We start from the raw sequence: 21,576 nt of genomic DNA, 5'->3' as shown, positions 1-21,576 counted from the left end.
GAACCCGACGAGTACCGGGCCGCTCGCGCGCTCGCGGTGGCGCCCGCGCCGCTTGTCGGCGGCGTCCTCTACAGCCTCGACCCCACGGTCGCGTTCGGCGCGGCGACGGCCGTCGGCGTCGTCGGCGTCTGGGAACTCCGGCGGTTCGCCCGCCGGACCGCCCGGGAGTGACCGTGGCCGCGCGCTCCCTCGCCGAACTCGTCCGTTCCGCCGCGAGGACCGCCCACGGCGCCGCCGCGACCGGCCGCCGCTGGCTCACCTCCGTCGACCACGCCGACGTGGGACGGCGCTACCTCGCGCTGGCGACCGTCGCCGGGCTCTGGGGCGCCGTCGACGCGATGGCGCTGCGGACGGAGCTGCTCACGCCCGGCCGGGGCGTCTGGTCGGCGGCGACCTACGACGCCTTCTTCACGACCCACGGGCTGACGATGCTGTTCTTCGCCGCGACGCCGGCCGCGTTCGGGTTCGCGACGCTGGTCGTCCCGCCGCTGGTCGGCGCCGACGACGTGGCGTTCCCGCGGCTCTCGGCGACCGCGTTCTGGCTGCTGCCGCCCGCGCTCCTGCTCGCCCGCGCGGGCGCCGCGGGCGACCTGCTCGGAATCGGTGGGCTGGCACCGCCGGCGGTCGGCTGGACGCTGTACGTCCCGCTGTCGCGGTCGGCCGCCGGGGCCGGCCTCGACCTGCTGCTCGTCGGCCTCCACCTCGCCGGCGTCAGCACCGTGCTGGCGGCGATCACACTGATCGTCACCGTCCTCGAATCGCGGACGGTCGGCTGGCACGAGGTCGACGCGTTCACGTGGTCGGTCCTGACCGCCTCCGGGCTGGTCGTCTTCGCCTTCCCCGTCCTCGGGAGCGCGCTCGTGATGCTGCTGCTCGACCGGAATCTGGGGACGACGTTCTTCGCCGTCTCGACCGGCGGGCCGGTCCGCTGGCAGCACCTCTTCTGGTTCTTCGGCCACCCGGAGGTGTACGTGCTGGGCCTGCCGGCGCTGGGGCTGATATCGCACATCCTGCCGCAGTACGCCGGCCGGCGACTCGTCGGGTTCCGCGGGGTCGTCTACTCGACGCTGGCCATCGGCGTCCTGAGCTTCGGCGTCTGGGCCCACCACATGTTCACCACCGGGATCGACCCGCGGCTGGCGGCGACGTTCATGGCCGTCTCGCTGGCGATCGCCGCGCCGAGCGCGATCAAGGTGTTCGACTGGCTGGCGACGCTGTGGGGCGGGGAGGTCGTGCTCGCGCCGCCGATGCTGTTCACGCTCGCGGCCGTCGCGAACTTCGTCCTCGGCGGGGTGACGGGCGTCTTCCTGGCGGCCGTCCCGGTCGACCGCCTCTTCCACGGGACCTACTACGTGGTCGGGCACTTCCACCTCGTCCTCGTCGGAACGGTCGTGTTCGCGCTGTTCGCGGCGAGCTATCACTGGTTCCCGGTCCTGACCGGGCGCCGGTACGACCGTCGGCTGGCGCGGGCGCACTTCTGGCTGACCGCGGGCGGCGCGGCCGTCGCCTTCCTGGCGATGCTCGCGCTCGGCCTCTACTCGCTGCCGCGGCGGACGGCCGCGTATCCCCCGGCGCTCGCGCCGCTGCACGCGGTCGCGACCCTCGGCGCGTACGTCATGGGGGTCGGCCAGGTAGTGTGGGTGTGGAACGTCGCGGCGTCGGCGCGGCGGGGCGGGGACGCGGCGGCCGAGATACGGCGCCGGGCGCGGGCTGGCGCCGGTCGCGTGTGGGAGCGGTGGGCGGAACGGGACCGCTGATCGCGTTCGGTACCCACGCCGGTCCCGGGTGCAACGCCCGGGCGCGACGTTAGCGGGCTCGCCCGCTGACAGTCATGTCAGACGAAAACTGCGTTCGACCGGACGCGCCGACTTCAGACCACCCGGATTGCGACGGGGAGTGGTCCTGCTGCCGACGGCCGGACCCCGACAGCCTCCGGACGTTCGTGTTGCTGTCGGGGTTCCAGCGGGACCTGCTGTTCGTCGTCGCCGGGCTCGCCGAAACCGACCCGAGCGGGAGCGACATCAAGTCCGCCCTCGACCGGGACTACGTCCGCGACGCCAGCCACGGCACGCTCTACCGGGGGCTCGGACACCTCCACGAGGAGGGGTACCTCAGGAAGCACCCGGTCGACGGCCGGACCGACAGCTACCACCTGACGGACGAGGCGGAGGCCGGCCTCCGGTCGTACCTCCAGTGGGCGCGGAACCGCCTCGCGGGCGACAGGGGCGGCGCGGCCATCTGCCCGGCGGGCGGTGACGAGCGATGATCCTCGGCACGCTGGCCGCCACGCTCGCCGGGGTCGTCGGTGGGCTCGTCGCCGCCGTCGTGCTGGTGGCACCGCTCGTCCACGCGGCGCTCGGGACCGACCGCTTCGACCGCCGCCCCTCCTTCGCCGTCGCCGTGACGGTCGCGCTCACCGCCGTCTTCGTCGGCGGAGCCGTCGACCTGCTGGTCGGCTGGGTCCCCGTCGTCGGGCGGTTCCTCTCGCCGCTCGCCTGGGCGTACGTCCTCCGGCACCTCGGCGAGAGCGACTGGCCGCCGGCGCTGTTCGTCGGCGCCGTCGGCTGGCTGCTCACCGTCGTCTTCGCCGCGGCGGTCGGCCTGCACTGACGGACAGGAGCCACTCCGCCCGCATCCCCACACGGGAACCGCCAGCAGCCTCGGACCGCAGCGACCGCGGCGTGTCGGTCCGGTACCGGCGCGTCCGACCACACACTCACCATGACCTCAGACACACAGGACAGCGACTGGACAGCAGCGGAGACACCCGTCGACGCGGGCCTGCGCGACGTGACACAGACCGCCGTCGGCCCGTACGCCGTCGGGGCCGAGGGCGTCGTGCTCGGCCGCACCGGGGACGGCGCCTGGGAGATCGTCGTCCCAGCCGGACCGGCGACCGACCGCAACCGCCTGACTGCGGTCGACGTGAGCGCCGACGGCCGACGGGTCTGGTTCGCCGGCTCTAGCGGCGCGCTCGGCCGCTACGACACCGAGACGGGACGCAAGCACGACTTCACCGCCCCCGGCGAGAAGACGAGCACCTGGGAGGCCCTCGCCGTCACCGGCGAGCGCGGCCGCGAGCGGCTGTTCGTCGCCAACGGCTCCGGCGAGGTGGTCGCGGCGACCGTCGACGCCGACGGCTGTCCCGACTTCGGGGCGGTCGTCGAACCGGGCCGGGGCTCGACCGTCACCGCCCTCGCCGCCGGCGGCGACCGCGTCTACGCTGCCGACACGAGCGGCAACGTGTTCGCACGACCGGCCCGCCCCTCGTCCGACGGCACGACCGACGGAGCGGCGGATCTCGACGACGCCGACGCGGCCGACCGCACAGGCCCCGCCCGGGGGGAGTCCCACTCGGACGGCGCGTGGCGCGAGGTCGGGATCGACGGCGCGCAGGTCGACTTCCACGACCTGGCGGCGTCGGGCGACCGCCTGCTGGTCGCGGGCGACGGCGGGCTAGTCTACCGGTACGACGCCGCCTGCGACAACTGGACGCCCGTGCAGGCGGGCGTCGGCGCGCTCGCCGGGGTCGACGACAGGGACGGCCGGGCGGTCGCCGTCGGCACGGACGGTGGCGCGTTCGACCGCCGGCCCGGCCGCGAGGGGTGGGGATGGTCGCCGATGCCGACGGAGACGGCGCTGGCCGCCGTCGCGCTCGGCGCGTTCGACGTGGCCGTCGGCGAGGACGGCGTCGTCCTCGAACGGGGGGTCGACGCGTGAGCCAGGAGGTGGCGCTGTCGGTCCTGCAGCTCGTCGCGCTGACGATCCCGCCGATCGCCGTGCTGATCCAGATGCTGCGCCGGTCGGAGAACCTGCCGTGGCGCATGCGCCAGCTGAGCTTCGGGCTGGTGATCGTCAGCGTCGTCGCGTTCATCGCGACCGGGATCGCCGTGCTGAGCTACTTCCTGAAGTACGTCGCCGTCCCGCAGCTGCTCGTCGTCGCGATCTCGCTGACGATCGTCGGGCTGGTCCCGTTCGCGCTGTTCGTCGCGATCCTCTACATCGAACACCGGGAGGAGTTCGGCCCGTGAGCGACCCTCGGGGGGCGAAGCGGCGTGGACGGCGCAGCGCCGACCGCCGAGCGTAGTCGCGAACCGACTGCCGAGTATCGACGCCGGAACCGGTGGATCGGGGTACCACTGGGGGGCCGAGGTGGGCCATCACACCCATGACGACACACACCGCAACGAGTACGACCGAATCGACTCGAACGACCGACACCGACCAGCGACGCGGCCGGACCTGCGAGGAGTGCGGCGGGCCGCTCCTGACGGACGACCGGCGGGGCGAGGTGGTCTGTCGCGACTGCGGGCTCGTCGCCGAGGAGACGGTCCTCGTCGACGACCGGACCCGCGGGGACGACGACGAGGGCGGCCGGAGCGTCGGCGCCGCGACGACGCCGCGATACCACGACAGGGGCCTCGCGACCGTCATCGGCGAGGCCGACCGGGACGCCCTCGGCAACACGCTCTCGGACCGCAAGCGCAGCCAGGTCCGCCGCCTGCGGACCTGGAACAGCCGCTGCCTGGCGAAGGACGGCCGCGAGCGGTCGCTGCAGTTCGGCCTCTCGGAGGTCGACCGGATGGCCTCGGCGCTCGACCGGTCGGAGCCGGTGTGCGAGACCGCGAGCGTCCTCTTCCGCCGGGCCCACGAGGCGGGCGTCCAGCGCGGCCGCTCGCTGGAGGCGACGGCGACCGCCGCCCTCTACGCGGCCACCCGATCGCTGGAACTCCCGACGACGCTCGACGACGTGGCCGAACGCAGCCGGGTCGACAGAACGTCGTTCGTCCGGGCGTACCGCGAGCTGGTGCGCGAGCTCTCCCTGGCGGTCGGCCCGCCCGACCCGACCGACCACGTCGCCGGCATCGCCTCGGACCTCGACGCGCCCCAGGCGGTCCGCCGCCGGGCGCGGGACCTGCTGGAGACGGCCAAGGAGTCGGAGTACCACGTGGGGAAACACCCGAGCGGGCTGGCCGCGGCGGCCGTCTACGCCGCGGCCCTCGTCGAGGGGGTCGACCTGACCCAGGCGGAAATCGGCGACGCGGCCGACGTGTCCGCCGTCACGATCCGCAACCACTACTCCGAGATGCTCGACGAGTGGCGCTCGGAGCTGTGACGCCGAACTGCGGGGATCCCCGTGGATGACCGACCCGTCGGACTCGACGCCGGACCCCTCCCCGCGCAACCGTCTGGCCCGCCGGGTCGCCGCCGTGACTGTCGGGCTGGCGGCCCTCTCGGTCGTCGCGCTCGCCGTCGGCGCGACCGGTGGAGGCTACGACTCCACGACCGAGGCGACCAGGCGGGGACTCCACCGGACGCTGCTGACCGTCGGGCTCCCGGCGACCGTCCTCGTCGAGGGGGCGCTCGTCTACGCGGTCGTCCGCTCTTCCGGCGACTCGCCGGCGACGCCCGTCGGCGACCGCCGCTGGCCCGAACTCGCGTGGGCAGTCGGCGTCGGCGCCGTCCTCCTGCTCGTGGGCGCCCTCTCCTACCAGGCGATGGCCCCGGCCGCCGTCGGCGACGCCACCGTCCGCGGCCCGCTCTCTGACCCCGGGGAGAACGCCGGAACCGGTGCCGGCGGCGGGGCCCTCGTCGTCCACGTCACCGCCGAGCAGTGGGAGTGGCGGTTCCGCTACCCGACGGCGAACCGGACGAGCGAGCGACTCGTCCTCCCGGTCGACCGGGCCGTCGTCGTTCGGCTCCGGTCGCGGGACGTGATCCACTCCTTCGCGGTGCCGGACCTCGGGCTGAAACAGGACGCCGTCCCCGGCCAGTACACGTACCTCCGGACGACGCCGACCGACACGGGCCGCTTCCGCGTGGTCTGCGTCGAGTTCTGCGGGGCCGGCCACTCGCGGATGACCGCCCCCGCCGCCGTCGTCGCCCGGTCCGAGTTCGCGAACTGGACGGCCGGGGACGCGGGCTGGACGGGTGACGACGCCGGCTGGACGGACGGCGACGCCGACCGAACGGTCGACCCCGGGGAGCGGCCGACCCGGCATCCCGGCCGGTCGACCCTGGACGGCCAGCCGCAGGTGTCGCGCCCGTGAGCGCCTGGCCGCCACTCGTCGCGGCGGGGGTCGCGGGCGTCTACGCCGCCGCCGGACTCGCGCTCCTCGGGGACGCGGTCCCGGCCTGGTCGGCCCCGGCGGCCGCAGTGGTCGGGAGCGCCCTCCTCTGTGTCGGCGTCGCTGGCTGGCGGTCGGGGGTCGAGCCGTCCGGCGGACCCAGCGGATCGACCGACCGAGCCGTACGCCTGGGATTCGCGGCAGTCGTGTGCGCAGCCCTCGCGGCCGTCGGCGCCGGGTTCGCGGTACTCCTGCACGCCCTCGCGTGGCCCTGAGCGGGCTACACGGCAGGTCGTGAGTCGCGTAAGCGGGGCGTTCGGTGCCGTAACCGGCCAATACCCTTCCCGATCGCCGACCGACCGACGGTATGGCGACGCTCCAGGAGTACTGGGAACAGGTCGGCGTCGGCGGCCTGCTGATCGTCGGCGTCCTGCTGTTTTTGGTGCCCGAACCGACCACGTCCTTCCTCGGGATCGTCGTCGTGATGACCGCCTCGGTTATCTGGCTGGCGAACTGGGAGCGCGGATAAACGGAGTCGCGAGCGGCTGAGACGGGTCCGCTACTTCCCCTCGAACTCGGGCTCGCGGTCCTGCTGGAAGGCGGCGAGGCCCTCCCACACGTCGTCGGTGGTGAACAGCTGGCCGAAGGCGGAGGCCTCGTACTCCAGGCCGGCGTCGGTGTCGTCGCGGCCGGCGAGCATCGCGCGCTTGGTGAGCTTCTGGGCGATGGGCGGCCCGGCCGCGAGGTCGCGGGCGAGTTCCCACTTGCGGTCGTCGTACTCGTCCGGACTCACGACCTCGTTGACGAAGCCGTAGTCGGCCATCGTCTCCGGGTCGTAGTCGTTCTTCGCGGTGAAGATGATCTCCTTGGCGCGGCCCTCGCCGACGATCTCCGCGAGGCGCTGCGTACCGCCCCACCCCGGGATGAGCCCGAGGTTGTGCTCGGGCTGGCCGAACTGGCCGCTCTCGCTTGCGATCCGCATGTCGGCCGCGGTGGCGAGTTCCATCCCGCCGCCGAGGCAGTAGCCGTCGATGGCGGCGACGACGGGCATCCCGACCTCCTCCAGGCGGCCGAAGACGCGCTGGCCCTTCCGGGACATCTCGCTGGCGTCGAGGCCGCTCTCGGGCGCGGCGCTGGCGGCGTCGAACCCGGCGGAGAACGCCCGGTCGCCCGCGCCCTCGAGGAGCACCGTCCGGATCTCGTCGTCGGCCTCGAACTGGTCGAGCGCGGCGTCGAGCTCGTCGATCATGTCGACGGTGATCGTGTTCATCCGCGCCGGGCGGTCGAGCCGGATGTGGCCGACAGCGCCGTCGGTCTCGACGACGATCTGCTCGTACTCGACGGTCTCGCCCTCGTCGTCACTCCCGTAGAAGCCGCCCTCGTCGGCGGCCGCGCGGAGGCCGTCCGAGACCTCGTAGCGAGCCGCGCCGGTCTCCTCGTGGAGGTCCTCGAGCGTCTCGACGAGGTCGTCGAGCCCGTAGGCGTCGGCGCGCTTGCCCGGCCCCTCCGGGAAGCCCGCGCCGAGCATCATCGCCTCGTCGACGTCCGAGACGGGCGCAACGTCGTTCTCGACGAGCTTGCCGACCTCGTTGGCCATGACGGCCAGGAGTCGGGCCTCCACGTCGTCGCGGCCCTCGTCGGCCGGGATCTCGACGCCGCCGTCCTCGTAGTCGTAGAAGCCCTTCCCGGTCTTCTTGCCGAGTTCCTCGGCCTCGACCTTCTCCTCCAGCAGCGGGCACGGTTCGTAGGCGTCGCCGAGCACCTCGTGGAGGTATTCGAGGACGTGGAGGGTCACGTCGTGGCCGACCTGGTCGCCGAGTTCGAACGCGCCCATGGGCAGGCCCATGTCGAAGGAGGTGGTCGAGTCGACCTCGGCGACGGTGGCCACGTCGTCGTGGACGAGCCAGCAGGCCTCGTTCATCTGCGGGACGAGCACCCGGTTGACGATGAACCCCGGCGAGTCCTTGCGGACGCGGACGGGCGTCTTGTCGAACGCCTCGGCGAGTTGCTCGACCGCGTCGAGCGTCTCGTCGGCGGTGTGGTCGCCGCGGATGACCTCGACCAGCGCCATCCGGACCGGCGGGTTGAAGAAGTGCATCCCGCAGAACTGCTCGGGCCGCTCGGTCACCTCGGACAGTTCGGTGACCGAGAGGCTGGACGTATTGGTGGCGAAGATGGCCTCGTCGGGCGCGTACTCCTCCAGCTCCCCGTACACGTCCTTCTTCACGTCCATCCGCTCGGGGACGGCCTCGATGACCACGTCGGCCTCGGCGACGGCGGCCTCGAAGTCGACGAGCGGTTCGACGCGGTCCAAGGCGGCGTCGGCCTCGTCCTCGGAGATCTGGCCGCTCTCGGCGAGCTTGCCGAGCGACCACTCGATGTTCTCGTAGCCGTCCTCGACGAACTCCTCCTTGATGTCCCGCATCGTCACGTCGTAGCCCGCCAGGGCCGCGACCTCGGCGATCCCGTGGCCCATGTTGCCGGCGCCGAGTACCGCGACCTGCTCGATGTCCTCGAAGTTCATGACGTGTGCATCCTCGCTCGGCTCCCGTTTCAAGGTTTCTCTCGGCCGTAAACGCTCGACTAGTTGATCGTTGATTACGAAGGGTTATGTATGCGAGACGATGACAAACAGGGTATGGACTTCGCACTCACAGACGAGCAAGAGCAGGTCCGCGACGAAGTCCGTCGGTTCGCCGACAACGAGATCCGGCCGGTCGCCACCGAGTACGACACCGAGGAGAAGTTCCCCCACGACCTGGTCGAGGAGGCCGCCGAGTTGGGACTCGTGGGCGCCAACGTCCCGCTGGAGTACGGCGGCGTCGGCTACGACTACCTGACCAACATCCTCATCGTCGAGGAGCTGTTCGCCGCCGACCCCGGGATCGGTCTCTCCATCTCGTCGGCGGCGTTCGGCGCCGACGCCCTCGTCGAGTTCGGCACCGAGGAGCAGAAGGAGGAGTATCTCCGCCCCGTGGCGGAGGGCGAGGCCATCATGGGCTCGGCCATCAGCGAACCCGACGTGGGGTCGGACGTGTCCAGCGTCTCCACGAGCGCCGAGAAGGACACCGCTGAGCAAAGCTCAGCGAGCTCTGGGACGCCCGAGGCGTCCCAGAACGGCGACGAGTGGGTCATCGACGGCAACAAGATGTGGATCACGAACGGCTCCGTGGGGGACTTCTTCGTCGTCCTCTGCGAGACCGACCCCGACGCCGAGGGTCGCTACAATGGCTTCTCGCAGATCATCGTCGAGTCAGATCGGGAGGGGTTCGAGGCCGAGAAGATCACCGGGAAGCTCGGGATCCGGGCTTCCGACACTGCGGAGCTGCTGTTCGACGGTGTGCGCGTCCCCGAGGAGAACCTGCTCGGGACTCGCGGCGCGGGGTTCCTGCAACTCATGCAGTTCTTCGACGAGACCCGCACGGCGGTGGCAGCCCAGGGCGTCGGCATCGCCAGGGGCGCCGCCGAGCGCGCGCTCGACTACGCCCAGGAGCGCGAGCAGTTCGACCGCCCCATCAGCGAGTTCCAGGCCATCCAGCACAAGCTCGCGGACATGCACACCAAGACGGAGGCCGCGCGCCAGCTGACCTACAAGTCCGCCTGGAGCGTCGACCACGCCGACGACCAGCTCACGAAGCTCGCATCGATGGCCAAGGAGTACGCCTCCCGGATCGCCGTCGACGTGGCCGACGAGGCCGTCCAGATCCACGGCGGCGCCGGCTACGTCAACGACTTCGACGTCGAACGGTTCTACCGCGACGCCAAGATCACCCAGATCTACGAGGGCACTACCGAGATCCAGAAGAACATCATCGCCCGCGAACTGCTCGGCAAGGGCATGGTCTGACTCCCCGACCCCCGGTGACTACCGAGAAACTTCCCGAATGGCGCGCGCTGTCGCGCGCTTTCATGCGCGCGACTGTAACCGCGCGAGGGATGAGAGAGCGAGCGGAGCGAGTGAGCGAATCGGCTGGGGAGGTTCGTGGCTGTCTGCGGTGCTGTGGGGGCGGTGCAGTCGCTGTGCGGGTGCGGTCCCTGGCGGACTGAAAGGGCGAGGCGCGCTCGCGCTTGTGTAGTCGCCTGAGCGACCGCTATCCGCGCGGGCGGTGCCGAGAGCGCGGATATGTCGCTCAGCGACCGCGAGCGCGGCGAGGGCGTTCAGCGCCTGCTGTCCCTGGCGGTCGAGTCTATGCAGAGCGAGCGCGGCGAGGGCGTTCAGCGCCTGCTGTCCCTGGCGGTCGAGTCTATGCAGAGCGAGCGCGGCGAGGGCGTTCAGCGCCTGCTGTCCTCTGCGATAGACACAGCAGCTAGCGAGCGCGCCGAAGGCGTTCAGCGCACACCGTCGACTGCCGTCACTATCGTACCCGTCTCTTCCAGGACAAACCTACCAGAGACACCCGTTCAGCTCGCCACTCGGGTCGAGCGCCGTCGTGGCGCCGTACGCCGGCATAAAGAGTTTAGGCGGAGAGTGTCGAATCGGGGGCCATGACCGAGTACACCGTGGAGTTCGCGGGGACCGGCGAGGAGATCACGGTCTCCGACAAGGAGACCATCCTGAGCCGGTGCATCGAGGAGGGCATCGCCCAGGAGTACTCCTGCCGCGTCGGGATGTGTCTCGCCTGCTCGGCGAGGATCGAGGAGGGCGAAGTCACCCAGCCCGCGGCCCGCGGGCTCACGGAGGAGGAAGCGGAGAACTACGCGCTGACCTGCATGGCCCGCCCGCAGTCGGATCTCGTCCTCGACCGGGGCAAGTACCCGCCGAGCATCGAAGACGACGTGGCCCGGGCCGCGGGCGCCGACCCCGACGCCGCCTCCGCCGACGACTGACCGTCCCATGAAGGTCCTCCGCGTCGTCGGCGTCGCCGTCCTCAGTATCGTCGACGCGCTCGTCCCCTCCGTCGTCGCCGCGCTCACCGTCCTCTTCGTCTCGGCGGACCCGTGGGTCGACGCCGCGAACCCCTGGGTCCTGTCGGCCGGTGCCGGCGTCGTCGCCTTCCTCGGCACGCTCGCCGTCGGGTTCTCGATGACGCTGCTCGGTCACGGCCCGTTCCCGGTGACGCGCCTCACGAAGCGGCTCTGGGAGTGGTGGCACCGCCCCTGGTTCGCCGGTCGCAACCGGCGCGGCCGCGGCCGATAGCCGTGCTAACGTGTCCCACAACAGCGCAAACGGTTTTCCCGTCGCACCCGGGGAGTCGGATATGAACAGCGACGCTCCCGGGGAGTTCGTCACGCCGCCGCCGGCAAAAGCGGGCGACCGGGTCGCCGTGGTCGCGCCCTCCGGCGGCGCGGCGACGGTGTTCCCGGACGTGCTGGACCTGGCGCTCGAACGCCTGCGCGACCGCTTCGACCTCGACCCGGTGGTCTTCGAGACCGCAGAGGCCGACCCCGGCGAACTCCGCGAGCACCCCGAGTTGCGCGCCGCGGACGTACACGAGGCGTTCCGCGACCCCGACATCGCGGCCGTCTTCGCCACCATCGGCGGCGACGACCAGGTCCGGGTGTTGCGACACCTCGACCCCGAAGTCCTGCGGGCGAACCCGACCCGCTTCTTCGGCATGAGCGACAACACCTGCCTCGCCAGCTACCTCTGGACGCAGGGGGTCGTCTCCTACTACGGCGGGCAGTTGCTCAACAACGTCGCGACCGCCGGGGACGTCCCCGAGTACACCGAGCGATACCTCCGCCGGGCCCTGTTCGACGAGTCGCTGGGCGAACTGGAACCCGCCGAGGCGTGGACCGACGACGTAGTCGAGTGGGGTAGCGACGCGTTCCCCGACGCCGAACCCGAGTACGAGGACAGCGACGGCTGGCGGTGGGAGGTGCCGGACGGGCGGGAGGAAGACGCGGTCTCGGGCCGGCTCTGGGGCGGCTGTCTCACCGTCCTCCAGTGGTTGCTGGCCGCCGACCGGGCGGTTCCCGACCCAGCGGATCTGGATGGGGCCGTCCTCGCGCTGGAGACTTCCGAGGAACTCCCGAGCGCCGACGACGTGCGGCGGATCCTGACCTGCTTCGGCGAACGTGGCCTGCTGGAGCGGTTCGACGCCGTCCTCGTCGGCCGCCCGCAGACCCGCAGTCGCGAGGCCGACCGGACCGACGCGGAACGCACCCGCTACCGCGAGGACCAGCGCGCGGCGGTCCGCAAGTGGGTCCGCGAGTACAACCCCACCGCGCCGCTCGTCTTCGACCTCGACTTCGGCCACACGAACCCCAGCGTGCCGATACCGATGGGCGGGCGCGTCACGGTGGACGCGGCCGACCGGACCGTCGAGTTCACCGGCCGCTGACGGTCCCGTGGCTCCGGACGCCGCCGGACCGCGGTCGCCGGTCAGAACTCCTCTTCGCCCCCGCCGAACTCCTCTTCGCCGCCCCACTCCTCTTCTTCTTCCCATCCCTCCTCGTCTTCCCACTCTTCGTCCTCGCCGCCGCCCAGCGCCGAGGTCACTGCGCCGAGCAGGCCCTCTTCCTCCTCTTCCTCGTACTCCTCCTCGTCGTCCAGGTCCACGTCGATGTCGTGGTCGGAATGACTGTGGCCGTGTTTGTGGTGTTTCGATCCGGTCAGCTCCTCCAGTTCCCCGGGGTCGAGCCAGACGCCGCCGCAGTCCGGGCAGTAGTCGACCGTCACGTCGTGTTCCTCGCGCTGTTCGAACTCCGCGCCGCACTGGGGACAGTCCAGCGAGCGGTCGAGCACCATGGCAGCGACTATCATGACGGAGAACCAAACAGTTTTCGCCCGTGATACGACCCCGGAGAGGGGGGTGGGGGCTCACTCCTCGTCGACGGGGTCGAAGGCGTTGTCCCGCGTCGGGAACTCCCCGGTCTCGACCTCGTCGACGTACTGTTCGACGGCGCGGCGGATCTCCGAGTCGAGGTCGGCGTACTCCTTCGCGAGGCTGTACCCCGCGCCGCCGAGCCCGAGCACGTCCGAGACGACGAGCACCTGCCCGTCCACGTAGCGGCCCGAGCCGATGCCGATCGTCGGGACCTCGACGGCCTCGGTGACCTCCCGGGCCACCCCCTCGCTCACCGTTTCGAGGACGATCGAGAACGCGCCCGCCTCCTCCAGTCGCTTCGCGGTCTCGACCAGCGCCTCGCCCGGCGACGAGGTGTCGGTGTCCCGACCCTGGACGTAGGCGCCTCCGATCTGGTGTTTGCGCTGGGGCGTGAGGCCGACGTGGCCCTGAACGGGAATGCCGAGTTCGGTCAGCCGGTCGACGATATCGACCGTCGTCTCGCCGTAGGGCGCGGTCTCCAGTTTCACGGCGTCGGCGCCCGCCTCCTTGAGGAAGCGGCCGGCGTTCTCCACCGACTCCTCCATCGACGTGCCGTAGGTGAGGAAGGGCAGGTCCGCGATCACGAACGCCTCCTCGGTGCCGCGGACGACCGCCGCGGTATTCGACAGGGCCTCCTCCAGGGTGACCGGGAGCGTGTCGTCGTAGCCGAGGTGGTTGTCCCCGGCGCTGTCGCCGACGAGGATCATGTCGACGCCCGCGGCGTCGACCTGTCGGGCGATCGGCGCGTCGTAGGCCGTCAGCATCGTCAGGGGCGTCCCGTCCTCGTACTTCTCGTAGAGGTCCGGAATTGTCGTGCGAGACATCGCGATTGGTCGCTCTTCGACGGCCAGCGGCTTATCAGTTGCCGGAGTCGGAACGGCGGCGTCCGGTTCGTAGTGCGCGTTGAGTAGCCGTCTCCGTCCGACGTGTCGTGAAGGTCGTAGGGCGACCGGAAGACAGCGAGTGCTGAACGCCCTCGGCGCGCTCGCACCGCCGCCGACGAGGACGCCCGCAGGAACCGGAGGGACCGACGCACACCCGGGGGTGGGGCGGGTCGGGAGAAACACCCACCGGGACCGGCGGCGAGCCCGCTCGTCACCGGACGACACGCCGTCCGGTCACGCGTCGACGCGGCGCCAGTACAGCGCCAGGTCGAGCGTCACGTCGTCGAACTCGACGGTCTCCTCGCCGACGCAGGCGTAGCCGAGCGACTCGTAGAACCCGCGGGCCTGCTCGTTGTCCGCGCCGGTGTTGAGGACCAGCGCGCGGTAGCCGCGCCGGCGGGCCCGCCGGGCGAGTTCCTCGACGATCCGGGTCCCGATCCCCCGGCCCTGCATCGAGGGGTCGACCCGGACGCGGGAGAGTTCGCCGGTGCCGGCCGCCGCGTCGAAGCGTTCGGCCATCCAGCCCGCCAGCGGCTCGACGGCGCCGGTGGCGACGATCTCCCCGTCGTCTACGTCTGCATCGCCCGCTCCGCCGGCGAGTTCGGCGACGAGGAACTCACCGCCGGCGTCGAGGTAGTGGCCGCGCACGTCCGCCAGGTCCGTGTCGGGCGCGTCGACGACCCACTCGGGCGTCTCGGCCATCGCCTCGCGGTTCAGCTCGCGGACCCGCTCGCCGTCGCCGGCGCGGTACCGGCGGACCGTCAGGTCGGCGGGCTCGACCATGCTCATGCCGAGGCGACCGCCGCGTCGCCGTAGACGGGGAACCGCTCGCACAGGTCGGCGACCGTCTCGGCGGCGGCGTCGGCGACCGCGTCGTCGTCGGGCGAGTCGAGCACGTCGGCGAGGTCGTAGACCGGTACGTCGTCGACCGGTGAGAGATCCGTCGGCATGTCCGAGTGGTCCGGCGGTCCCGGCTTAGCTACTGTGCTGACACGGACCGGTTCGACGCGATAGGCGACACAGTCGATACAGTCGACACGGCGAGTCGCCCGACCGCGGCCCGGTCACTCCAGGAAGTACTCGATGTCGTCGACGGCGTCGCCGTGGGCGTGGTAGGCGTCGTCGGGCACCTCGGCGAACCACGCCAGGTCGAGGTCGGACCACTCGCCGAACGTCGGGTCGTCGGCGACCGGTTCGCCCGTCACGGGCTCGGTGCCCACGACGGCGTCGTAGCTCGTCGCCGTCCGGTCGGTGTCGCTCCGCAGCTCGTGGGTGACCGCGCTGACCCGGAGCACCTCGGCGGCCGCGGGTTCGCGGCCCGTCAACGCCGCGGCGATCTCCCCGGCGCGGTCGAGCCAGTCGGCGCCGCCCGGAACCGCCCCGTAGGGCAGCCGCCAGCCGTGCGGGCTGTCCATCAGCAACACCGCGCCGGCGTCGTTCGTGACGCCGACGGCGACCAGCCCCTCGACTGCCGAGAAGTACTCGAAGGCGTCCGCGCCGTCGGTCGTCCTCGCTTCCGTGTACTCCACGTCGGGGTCGTCGCGCAGCGTCGACGGGTCGCGCAGCTCGTCCATACCGCGGCGTTGTCGGGCGGGGTATTTGGGCGTTGGTACCGCCGCCGGAGAACCCTCGTCGGACCGCAAACGACCGGAGCGGCGCTGCACGACCGGAGCTAACTGGTAACAACCGACAAGGCAGACCAGCCCGTACCCACCGTCGGAACCAGACGTATGGCGACACACCGGGAGCCACGAACCACGAATCGAGGCGGAACTCGGAGCGGTCGCGATGGCTGAAGTGACCGAACTGACGGGGGAGCGGGGGAGGACCTACGTCTGTCGGACCTGCGAAGTCGAGTTCGTCATCCCCAGAGACGAGACCGCGGTCTGCTGTCCGATCTGCCGGATGAACCGCATCCGGGCGGTCGACTGACCGTCACTCGACCTCGGCCAGCGAGTCGAACGCGCCCCAGCACTCGCAGTCCAGGTCCTCGATCGAACTCACCTCGTCCGGCAGGTCCGAGATCGGCATCCCGTCGTCGAATCGGTCGCAGTCGTCCGTGTGGACCGAGAAGTCGTCGCTCGACATGACCGGCATACAACGGACTGAAGCGCCATCTCGTCAAGAATCCCGCGTATCGTTATCAGTCTGTGTAATAGCCACTTCTATGTCGACTGTGTCGGGACAATCGTTTTGAGGGCGGGGCGAGACACCCGGGTATGGAAGTCGCGGAGCGGGTCCACCTGATCCCGGTGGGCTACGAGAACGACCGGATCGTCCTGCCGGCCGTCGAGTTGCGCGCCGACCGCGTCGTCCTCCTGCGCTACGAGGACGAGACGGACCACCCCTCCTACGTCGAGACGGTCCGCGGGCGGCTCGACGACGAGGGTATCGACCACGAGACGGTGTCGTGCAACATCTTCGACTTCTACGACTCCATCGGGACCGTGGCGGAGCTGGCGACCCGCTTTTCCGACCACGAGGTGTACGTCAACCTCGCCTCGGGGTCGAAGGTGACGGCCATCGGCGGCATGATCGCCTGCATGGCGACCGGCGCGACCCCCTACTACGTCCGCGCCCAGCGCTACGCCGCGGAGACCGACGGCGACGTGGCCGAGGGCATCCGCGAGATTACCGAACTGCCCACCTACCCGATGCAGAGCCCCGAGCCACAGCACGTCGCGGTCATGGATCACCTCGACCGCGAGGACGGCGCCCGGAAGCGCGACCTCATCGACTTCGGCAAGAACGAGGGGCTTCCGTTCATCGCCGAGCGCGACGCCGCCAACCGCAAGAGCGAGTACCGCCTGCTCGACAGCCACGTCCTCGGGCCTCTGGCCGACAACGGCTACGTCGCCCTGGAAGAGGTCGGCCGCTCGACCCGCGTGTCGCTGACCGAGAGCGGCCGCAACACGCTCCGTGCGTTCCGCTATCTCGTCGAGGACGACTGATCCGTCCGACCGCCGCCCGCCACCCGGCCTGTCACACCGGCGCATGCAGTTGTCAGACGTGAGAATTGCACCGCGCAACTCAAGAGGGGGTGACGAGTGGTACGACTACGACCAGATGCCAGACGTTCACAACCGCGAGTCCGGGTCGGACGCCCACCGGCTCGCCCCCGCTGCACCGGACGAGGAGCACGTCTTCGGTGCCTGCAGCCCCGGCTGGCACACCGCGGCCGACCGGAGCGACGCCCTCGCCGACTGGATCGCCGTCGTCCGCGCCAGGGACATCGAACGGGTCTGCTCGCTCCTCCCCGGGGACCACTCGCCCGCCGACGCCGAGGTCGACGGGTACGCCGACGCGTTCGGCGCGGAAAACGTCCTCCACGCGCCGATCCCGGACGGCCGGCTCGCCTCCCCCGCCCGCCTGAAACAGGAAGTGCTGCCGTTCCTCGACGAGGCCGTCGCGGCGGACGAGCGGGTCGTCGTCCACTGCCTCGACGGGACGGGGCGCACCGGCCAGGTGCTCGCCGCCTGGCTCGCCCACGACCGCGGCTACGAGCCCGAACGAGCCGTCGAGACCGTCGAGGAGATGGGCCGCCAGCCCCGCGAACCCGTCCGCGAGGGTAACGCCTCCGAACAGGAACTGCGCGACCTGTTGGCGGTCGTCCGCTGAGCGGCCGGGCGCAGATCCCACCGACCCGTCCCAGAGGTGATGTCAGTTAAATCTCGTAACGGTGAGCACCCGGGCTACCACTCGGAAATACTCCCGTCCTCACGGCGCACGACCGGCGCGTCCCACGCGTCCTCGGTCGCCATCTCGCGCACGAAGTCCTCGTCGACCTCGATGCCGAGTCCCGGGTCGCTGGGGAGGTCGACGTACCCCTCGTCGTCGTGCTCGAAGACGCTCATGTCCGTGAGGTAGTTCGGTACGTCCTCGTTCAACACGATCTGCTCCTGGACGATCGCGTTCTGCGTGCAGGCGTCCACCTGGAGGCTCGCCGCGAGCGCGACCGAGCTCAGCGGCGAGTGCGGCGCCAGCGCCACGTCGTACGTCTCGGCCATACTCGCGATCTTCCGGAGTTCCGTGATCCCACCGGCGTGAGAGATGTCCGGCTGGATGACGTCGACGGCGCCGCTCTCGAGGAGGTTTTTGAACTCCCAGCGTCCGTACAGCCGTTCGCCGGTCGCGATGGGGACGGCCGTTCGCTCGGCGAGGTCCGGAAGCAGGTCGTTCTTCTCCGGGCCGAGGAGCTCCTCGTAGAACATCGGGTCGAACTCCTCCAGTTCGCCGACGAGTCGCTTCGCCATCGGTTTCGACGGCTTCCCGTGGAAGTCCAACATCAGATCCACGTCGTCGCCGACGGCTTCGCGCATCGTCCGCACGTTCTCGCGGGCCTCCTCGACGGCCGGGGTCCGGTCGATGTGTTCGAGGTCGACGCCGGGCCCGCTCTTGATCGCGCTGAACCCCTCCTCGACGCGGCTTCGCGCGGCCTCTCCGAGGTCGTCCCCGCCGACGTGGGCGTACAGTTTGATCCGTTCGCGGGCCTTTCCGCCGAGCAGTTCGTAGACGGGCTCCCCGAGCGCCTTCCCCTTGATGTCCCAGAGCGCCTGATCGATGCCCGAGAGCGCGCTCATCAGGACCGCCCCGCCGCGGTAGAAGCCGCTGCGGTACATCTGCTGCCAGAGCAGTTCGATATCGTAGGGGTCCGCACCGAGGACGTAGCTGTCCATCAGTTCCCGAACGGCCTCGGCGGCCGTCTGCGCCCGCCCTTCGAGAACCGGCTCACCCCACCCGGCGAGGCCGTCGTTCGTCTCGACCTTCAGCAGCAGCGAGCGCGGCGGGACCTCGAACAGCTCGTAGTCCGTCACTTCCATACGTCGGACCCGGAGTGGATCCCTAAATAGCTACGTGCTGTCGGTCCCGTTTACCCAATCAACCACCGGGAGACTGTGGTCGAGGGACACGTCCCCGCGGAGCCTGACTGTCGTCGAGGGACACGTCCCCGCGGGGCCTGACTGTCGTCGAGGCGGACCCTTATGTCCGATGGCGCACAACTCCGGAGCGATGACGACGATCAAGGACAGCGTCCACGACCACATCGCGGTCGAGGGCGTCGCGGCGGCGCTGCTGGACACGCCGCCCGTCCAGCGGCTCCGGCGGATCAAGCAGCTCGGGACGGTCACGTTCGTCTACCCCTCCGCCAACCACACCCGCTTCGAGCACTCGCTGGGCGTCTACCACCTCGCCAGCGAGGCGCTGGCCCACCTCGGCATCGAGGGCCGGCAGGCCGAACGGGTCCGCGCGGCGGCGATGCTCCACGACGTGGGCCACGCCCCCTACAGCCACAACATCGAGGGCATCATCCACCGCCGGACCGGCAAGTACCACGACGACGTCCACGACCTCGTCGCCGACGGGCCCGTGGCGCGAGCGCTGAGCGACCACGACCTCGACCCGGGCGCCGTGGCCGACCTCGTGGCGGGCGACGGCGAACTCGGCCAGATCGTCTCGGGCGAACTCGATGTCGACCGGATGGACTACCTCGTCCGGGACGCCCACCACACGGGCGTCTCCTACGGGACCATCGACGCCGAGCGGCTGGTGCGCGCGCTGCGGTTCGTCGACGGCGACCTCGTCCTGGACGAGGGCAACGTCCAGACCGCCGAGAGCCTCCTGCTCGCCCGGGCGCTGATGAACCCGACCGTCTACAGCCACCACGTCGCCCGCATCGCCAAGGCCATGCTCCGGCGGGCGACCCAGCGGCTGCTCGCCCACACCGACATCGACGCCGAACAGTTGCGGCGGATGGACGACTGCGAACTGCGCGTGGCGCTGCGGGAGTGCGACGCGACCGCCGCGCTCGCCCACCGGCTCGACCGCCGTGACCTGTACAAACGGGGCGTCTGGGCGGAGATGGAAGCCGTTCCCGAGGACCTGCTCGACGCCGACCAGGAGGCCGTCCACGACCACGAGCGCGCGGTGGCCGAGGCGGCCAACGTCGACCCGGACGCCGTGATCCTCGACGTGCCCGGCCGCCCGTCGATGAAGGAGTCGTCGAGCCGCGTCCTCGTCAACGGCGAGGTGCGCCGGCTGAGCGAGCAGTCGACGCTGGTCGGCGCCCTGCGGGCCGCCCAGCGCGACCAGTGGCGGCTGGGCGTCTACGCCCCCGCCGAGACGGCCGAACGGGTCGGCAACGCCGCCGTCCGGACGCTCGGGCTCGACCTCGACGACACCCGGGTCCGCGACGTGCGCCCCGGCGTCCACGCGACCCTCGACGATTTCAATTGACGGTGTCGCCGTCCGCGGATCCGCCCGCGCCGACCCGCCCCGACCCGCCCCGACCCGACCCGCCCCGACGGCTTTAACTGACGCCTCGGGCGACTCACAGTTATGAGTTCCACGACGTTCGAGGGCACGGTCCTCCGCGGGCGCGAGTTCGAGCCCGTCGAGGGCCGTGTCGTCGTCGAGGACGGCGAGATCACCGCTATCGAGGAGGCTCCGACCCACAGCGACGACGTCGTCCTCCCGGCGTTCGTCAACGCCCACACCCACATCGGCGACTCCATCGCCAAGGAGGCCGGTGGCGGCCTCTCGCTCGAGGAGCTGGTCGCGCCGCCCGACGGCCTCAAACACCGGCTGCTCCGCCAGGCCAGCACCGAGGAGAAGGTCGAGGCGATGCGCCGATCGCTGGAGTTCATGGTCGACGCCGGGACGGCGGCCTGCATCGAGTTCCGCGAGGGCGGCGTCGCGGGCGTCGAGGCGTTCGAGCGGGCAGCCCACGGGCTGTCCATCGATCCGATGGTCATGGGTCGGGAGACGATCGAGGCGATGGAGGCCGCCGACGGGTTCGGCGCCAGCGGCGCCAACGACGCCGACTTCTCGCGCGAGCGGACGGCGACCGCCCGCGCCGGCAAGCCCTTCGGCATCCACGCCGGCGAGGTCGACGCCTCCGACATCAACCCCGCACTCGACCTGGACCCGGACTTCCTCGTTCACATGGTCCACGCCGGGGAACTCCACATGGACCGCGTCGCCGACAGCGAGATCCCGGTCGTCGTCTGCCCGCGATCGAATCTCGTCACCGACGTGGGGTTCCCCCCGATCGAGGAACTGCTCGAGCGGACGACCGTCGCGCTCGGGACGGACAACGTCTTCCTGAACAGCCCGTCGATGTTCCGCGAGATGGAGTTCACAGCGAAGCTCGCCGACGTGAGCGCCAGCGAGGTGCTGCGGATGGCGACGGTCAACGGGGCCGAGATCGCCGACCGCAACTGCGGGCTGGTCGAGCCCGGCCGCGACGCGAAACTGCTGGTGCTCGACGGCGACTCCGACAACCTCGCCGGCGCACAGGATACGGTCCGTGCCGTCGTCCGCCGCGCCGGCGTCGCCGACGTGACAGACGTGTACCTCGCCGGGGAGTGACCGGCCGACAGCTGCCCCGGACGCCACCGACCCGGTCGCCTTTGAGATTCAGGCACCGGACTGACACGGGATTCGGCCGTAGTCCCGAACGCAATGTCACTTGCCGACACCGTCTCCAGGATCGACCGGCTGAGCGACGAGCAGCGCGAGTGCATCGAGAACTGCAACGAGGCGACCGAGGTCTGCGAGTGGTGCGCCGACGAGTGTCTCGGCGACGCCGACATGGAGGAGTGCGCCCGGCTCTGCCGGGACGTGGCCGACCTCGCGTCGCTGCACGCCCGGTTTCTGGCGCGGGACTCGCAGTTCAGTAGCACGCTCGCCGAGGCCTGTGCCGACGCCTGCGAGGCCTGCGCCGAGGAGTGCAGCCAGCACGACGCCGACCACTGCCAGGTCTGTGCCGACGTGCTACAGGAGTGCGCGGAGTCCTGCCGGAAGCTGGCCGGCGCCTGACCGCCGGACAGCGAGTCGCCCTCTCGCCGTTCTCGT

28 protein-coding genes are annotated in these 21,576 nt (G+C 70.9%); 20 read left to right on the top strand and 8 right to left on the bottom strand.

Features of this window, described 5'->3' with window-relative positions:
• Window positions 1-173 precede the first annotated feature (173 nt).
• The 9 genes from ACMGFG_RS19405 (at window position 174) to ACMGFG_RS19365 (ending at window position 6,597) form a co-directional block, all read left to right on the top strand.
• Window positions 174-1,757 carry a cbb3-type cytochrome c oxidase subunit I gene (locus ACMGFG_RS19405; protein WP_436931963.1) on the top strand — a complete coding sequence of 528 codons (1,584 nt, stop codon included), beginning with the start codon at window positions 174-176 and terminating at the stop codon, window positions 1,755-1,757.
• Between the two features lie 74 nt (window positions 1,758-1,831).
• A complete protein-coding gene (locus ACMGFG_RS19400; RefSeq protein WP_436931962.1) occupies window positions 1,832-2,266 on the top strand; it encodes a PadR family transcriptional regulator in 435 nt (144 codons plus the stop codon).
• On the top strand, window positions 2,263-2,610 hold the full coding sequence (locus ACMGFG_RS19395; RefSeq protein WP_436931961.1) for a hypothetical protein: 348 nt from the start codon (window positions 2,263-2,265) through the stop codon (window positions 2,608-2,610). Before ACMGFG_RS19400 ends, ACMGFG_RS19395 begins: the two co-directional genes overlap by 4 nt.
• A 111-nt stretch (window positions 2,611-2,721) precedes the next feature.
• Window positions 2,722-3,720, top strand: a complete 999-nt coding sequence (locus tag ACMGFG_RS19390; protein WP_436931960.1) for a hypothetical protein — start codon at window positions 2,722-2,724, stop codon at window positions 3,718-3,720.
• Window positions 3,717-4,031: a hypothetical protein gene (locus ACMGFG_RS19385; protein ID WP_436931959.1), complete on the top strand. Its 315-nt coding sequence runs from the start codon at window positions 3,717-3,719 to the stop codon at window positions 4,029-4,031. Before ACMGFG_RS19390 ends, ACMGFG_RS19385 begins: the two co-directional genes overlap by 4 nt.
• A 137-nt stretch (window positions 4,032-4,168) precedes the next feature.
• Complete coding sequence (locus ACMGFG_RS19380; RefSeq protein ID WP_436931958.1) at window positions 4,169-5,116, top strand: transcription initiation factor IIB; 948 nt, start codon at window positions 4,169-4,171, stop codon at window positions 5,114-5,116.
• A 25-nt stretch (window positions 5,117-5,141) separates the two neighbouring features.
• Complete coding sequence (locus tag ACMGFG_RS19375; protein WP_436931957.1) at window positions 5,142-6,050, top strand: cytochrome c oxidase subunit II; 909 nt, start codon at window positions 5,142-5,144, stop codon at window positions 6,048-6,050.
• On the top strand, window positions 6,047-6,343 hold the full coding sequence (locus ACMGFG_RS19370; RefSeq protein ID WP_436931956.1) for a hypothetical protein: 297 nt from the start codon (window positions 6,047-6,049) through the stop codon (window positions 6,341-6,343). Before ACMGFG_RS19375 ends, ACMGFG_RS19370 begins: the two co-directional genes overlap by 4 nt.
• Before the next feature lie 92 nt (window positions 6,344-6,435).
• Window positions 6,436-6,597: a hypothetical protein gene (locus ACMGFG_RS19365; protein ID WP_436931955.1), complete on the top strand. Its 162-nt coding sequence runs from the start codon at window positions 6,436-6,438 to the stop codon at window positions 6,595-6,597.
• A 30-nt stretch (window positions 6,598-6,627) separates the two neighbouring features.
• On the opposite strand, the gene ACMGFG_RS19360 is transcribed toward ACMGFG_RS19365, so the two are convergent.
• Window positions 6,628-8,592 (bottom strand): 3-hydroxyacyl-CoA dehydrogenase/enoyl-CoA hydratase family protein, encoded by a 1,965-nt coding sequence (locus tag ACMGFG_RS19360; protein ID WP_436931954.1) that lies wholly within the window; start codon window positions 8,590-8,592, stop codon window positions 6,628-6,630.
• A 114-nt stretch (window positions 8,593-8,706) separates the two neighbouring features.
• On the opposite strand from ACMGFG_RS19360, the gene ACMGFG_RS19355 reads away from it, so the two are divergent.
• From ACMGFG_RS19355 to ACMGFG_RS19335, 5 genes are all read left to right on the top strand, one after another.
• Window positions 8,707-9,915, top strand: coding sequence for an acyl-CoA dehydrogenase family protein (locus ACMGFG_RS19355; protein WP_436931953.1), 1,209 nt, complete (start codon window positions 8,707-8,709; stop codon window positions 9,913-9,915).
• A 276-nt stretch (window positions 9,916-10,191) separates the two neighbouring features.
• Window positions 10,192-10,557, top strand: coding sequence for a hypothetical protein (locus tag ACMGFG_RS19350; RefSeq protein WP_436931952.1), 366 nt, complete (start codon window positions 10,192-10,194; stop codon window positions 10,555-10,557).
• The gene (locus ACMGFG_RS19345) at window positions 10,554-10,895 is read left to right on the top strand and encodes a 2Fe-2S iron-sulfur cluster-binding protein (protein WP_436931951.1); all 342 of its coding nucleotides are present in this window, start codon (window positions 10,554-10,556) and stop codon (window positions 10,893-10,895) included. The genes ACMGFG_RS19350 and ACMGFG_RS19345 overlap by 4 nt, the downstream gene beginning before the upstream one ends.
• Before the next feature lie 7 nt (window positions 10,896-10,902).
• Entirely contained in the window at window positions 10,903-11,205 is a 303-nt protein-coding gene (locus ACMGFG_RS19340; protein ID WP_436931950.1) for a hypothetical protein, read from the top strand.
• 61 nt (window positions 11,206-11,266) lie between these two features.
• Window positions 11,267-12,352 (top strand): S66 peptidase family protein, encoded by a 1,086-nt coding sequence (locus ACMGFG_RS19335; RefSeq protein ID WP_436931949.1) that lies wholly within the window; start codon window positions 11,267-11,269, stop codon window positions 12,350-12,352.
• A 41-nt stretch (window positions 12,353-12,393) separates the two neighbouring features.
• Here ACMGFG_RS19335 and ACMGFG_RS19330 read toward each other — a convergent pair whose 3' ends face one another.
• From ACMGFG_RS19330 to ACMGFG_RS19310, 5 genes are all read right to left on the bottom strand, one after another.
• The gene (locus tag ACMGFG_RS19330; protein WP_436931948.1) at window positions 12,394-12,759 is read right to left on the bottom strand and encodes a TFIIB-type zinc ribbon-containing protein; all 366 of its coding nucleotides are present in this window, start codon (window positions 12,757-12,759) and stop codon (window positions 12,394-12,396) included.
• Window positions 12,760-12,831: 72 nt separating this feature from the next.
• Window positions 12,832-13,662, bottom strand: coding sequence for a 3-methyl-2-oxobutanoate hydroxymethyltransferase (gene panB / locus ACMGFG_RS19325; protein WP_436931947.1), 831 nt, complete (start codon window positions 13,660-13,662; stop codon window positions 12,832-12,834).
• 294 nt (window positions 13,663-13,956) lie between these two features.
• On the bottom strand, window positions 13,957-14,511 hold the full coding sequence (locus tag ACMGFG_RS19320; protein WP_436931946.1) for a GNAT family N-acetyltransferase: 555 nt from the start codon (window positions 14,509-14,511) through the stop codon (window positions 13,957-13,959).
• The gene (locus tag ACMGFG_RS19315) at window positions 14,508-14,672 is read right to left on the bottom strand and encodes a hypothetical protein (RefSeq protein WP_436931945.1); all 165 of its coding nucleotides are present in this window, start codon (window positions 14,670-14,672) and stop codon (window positions 14,508-14,510) included. The genes ACMGFG_RS19320 and ACMGFG_RS19315 overlap by 4 nt, the downstream gene beginning before the upstream one ends.
• Before the next feature lie 114 nt (window positions 14,673-14,786).
• Window positions 14,787-15,296, bottom strand: a complete 510-nt coding sequence (locus ACMGFG_RS19310) for a hypothetical protein (RefSeq protein ID WP_436931944.1) — start codon at window positions 15,294-15,296, stop codon at window positions 14,787-14,789.
• Window positions 15,297-15,510: 214 nt separating this feature from the next.
• Between ACMGFG_RS19310 and ACMGFG_RS19305 the strand changes: the two genes are divergently transcribed.
• Entirely contained in the window at window positions 15,511-15,654 is a 144-nt protein-coding gene (locus tag ACMGFG_RS19305) for a hypothetical protein (RefSeq protein WP_436931943.1), read from the top strand.
• A 3-nt stretch (window positions 15,655-15,657) separates the two neighbouring features.
• Here ACMGFG_RS19305 and ACMGFG_RS19300 read toward each other — a convergent pair whose 3' ends face one another.
• Window positions 15,658-15,819: a hypothetical protein gene (locus tag ACMGFG_RS19300; protein WP_436931942.1), complete on the bottom strand. Its 162-nt coding sequence runs from the start codon at window positions 15,817-15,819 to the stop codon at window positions 15,658-15,660.
• A gap of 122 nt (window positions 15,820-15,941) precedes the next feature.
• Here ACMGFG_RS19300 and ACMGFG_RS19295 point away from each other — a divergent pair, with 122 nt between their 5' ends.
• Both ACMGFG_RS19295 and ACMGFG_RS19290 read left to right on the top strand, forming a co-directional pair.
• Entirely contained in the window at window positions 15,942-16,673 is a 732-nt protein-coding gene (locus ACMGFG_RS19295; protein WP_436931941.1) for an HFX_2341 family transcriptional regulator domain-containing protein, read from the top strand.
• Between the two features lie 115 nt (window positions 16,674-16,788).
• Window positions 16,789-17,340 carry a protein-tyrosine phosphatase family protein gene (locus tag ACMGFG_RS19290; protein ID WP_436931940.1) on the top strand — a complete coding sequence of 184 codons (552 nt, stop codon included), beginning with the start codon at window positions 16,789-16,791 and terminating at the stop codon, window positions 17,338-17,340.
• Window positions 17,341-17,414: 74 nt separating this feature from the next.
• Here the strand turns inward: ACMGFG_RS19290 and dgoD are convergent, their stop codons facing one another.
• On the bottom strand, window positions 17,415-18,542 hold the full coding sequence (dgoD, locus tag ACMGFG_RS19285) for a galactonate dehydratase (protein ID WP_436931939.1): 1,128 nt from the start codon (window positions 18,540-18,542) through the stop codon (window positions 17,415-17,417).
• A gap of 190 nt (window positions 18,543-18,732) precedes the next feature.
• Here dgoD and ACMGFG_RS19280 point away from each other — a divergent pair, with 190 nt between their 5' ends.
• The 3 genes from ACMGFG_RS19280 to ACMGFG_RS19270 all read left to right on the top strand — a co-directional run bounded on the left by ACMGFG_RS19280 (window position 18,733) and on the right by ACMGFG_RS19270 (window position 21,540).
• The gene (locus tag ACMGFG_RS19280) at window positions 18,733-19,956 is read left to right on the top strand and encodes an HD domain-containing protein (protein ID WP_436931938.1); all 1,224 of its coding nucleotides are present in this window, start codon (window positions 18,733-18,735) and stop codon (window positions 19,954-19,956) included.
• 102 nt (window positions 19,957-20,058) lie between these two features.
• The gene (locus ACMGFG_RS19275) at window positions 20,059-21,090 is read left to right on the top strand and encodes an amidohydrolase family protein (protein WP_436931937.1); all 1,032 of its coding nucleotides are present in this window, start codon (window positions 20,059-20,061) and stop codon (window positions 21,088-21,090) included.
• Between the two features lie 93 nt (window positions 21,091-21,183).
• Window positions 21,184-21,540 carry a four-helix bundle copper-binding protein gene (locus tag ACMGFG_RS19270; protein ID WP_436931936.1) on the top strand — a complete coding sequence of 119 codons (357 nt, stop codon included), beginning with the start codon at window positions 21,184-21,186 and terminating at the stop codon, window positions 21,538-21,540.
• The last annotated feature ends 36 nt before the right edge of the window (window positions 21,541-21,576 follow it).

Source organism: Halosimplex halobium, from assembly GCF_051414055.1.
GTDB classification, from domain to species: Archaea; Halobacteriota; Halobacteria; order Halobacteriales; family Haloarculaceae; genus Halosimplex; species Halosimplex halobium.
Note: the sequence above shows the minus strand (reverse complement) of the source record. Positions and strands in the feature narration are given on the sequence as shown.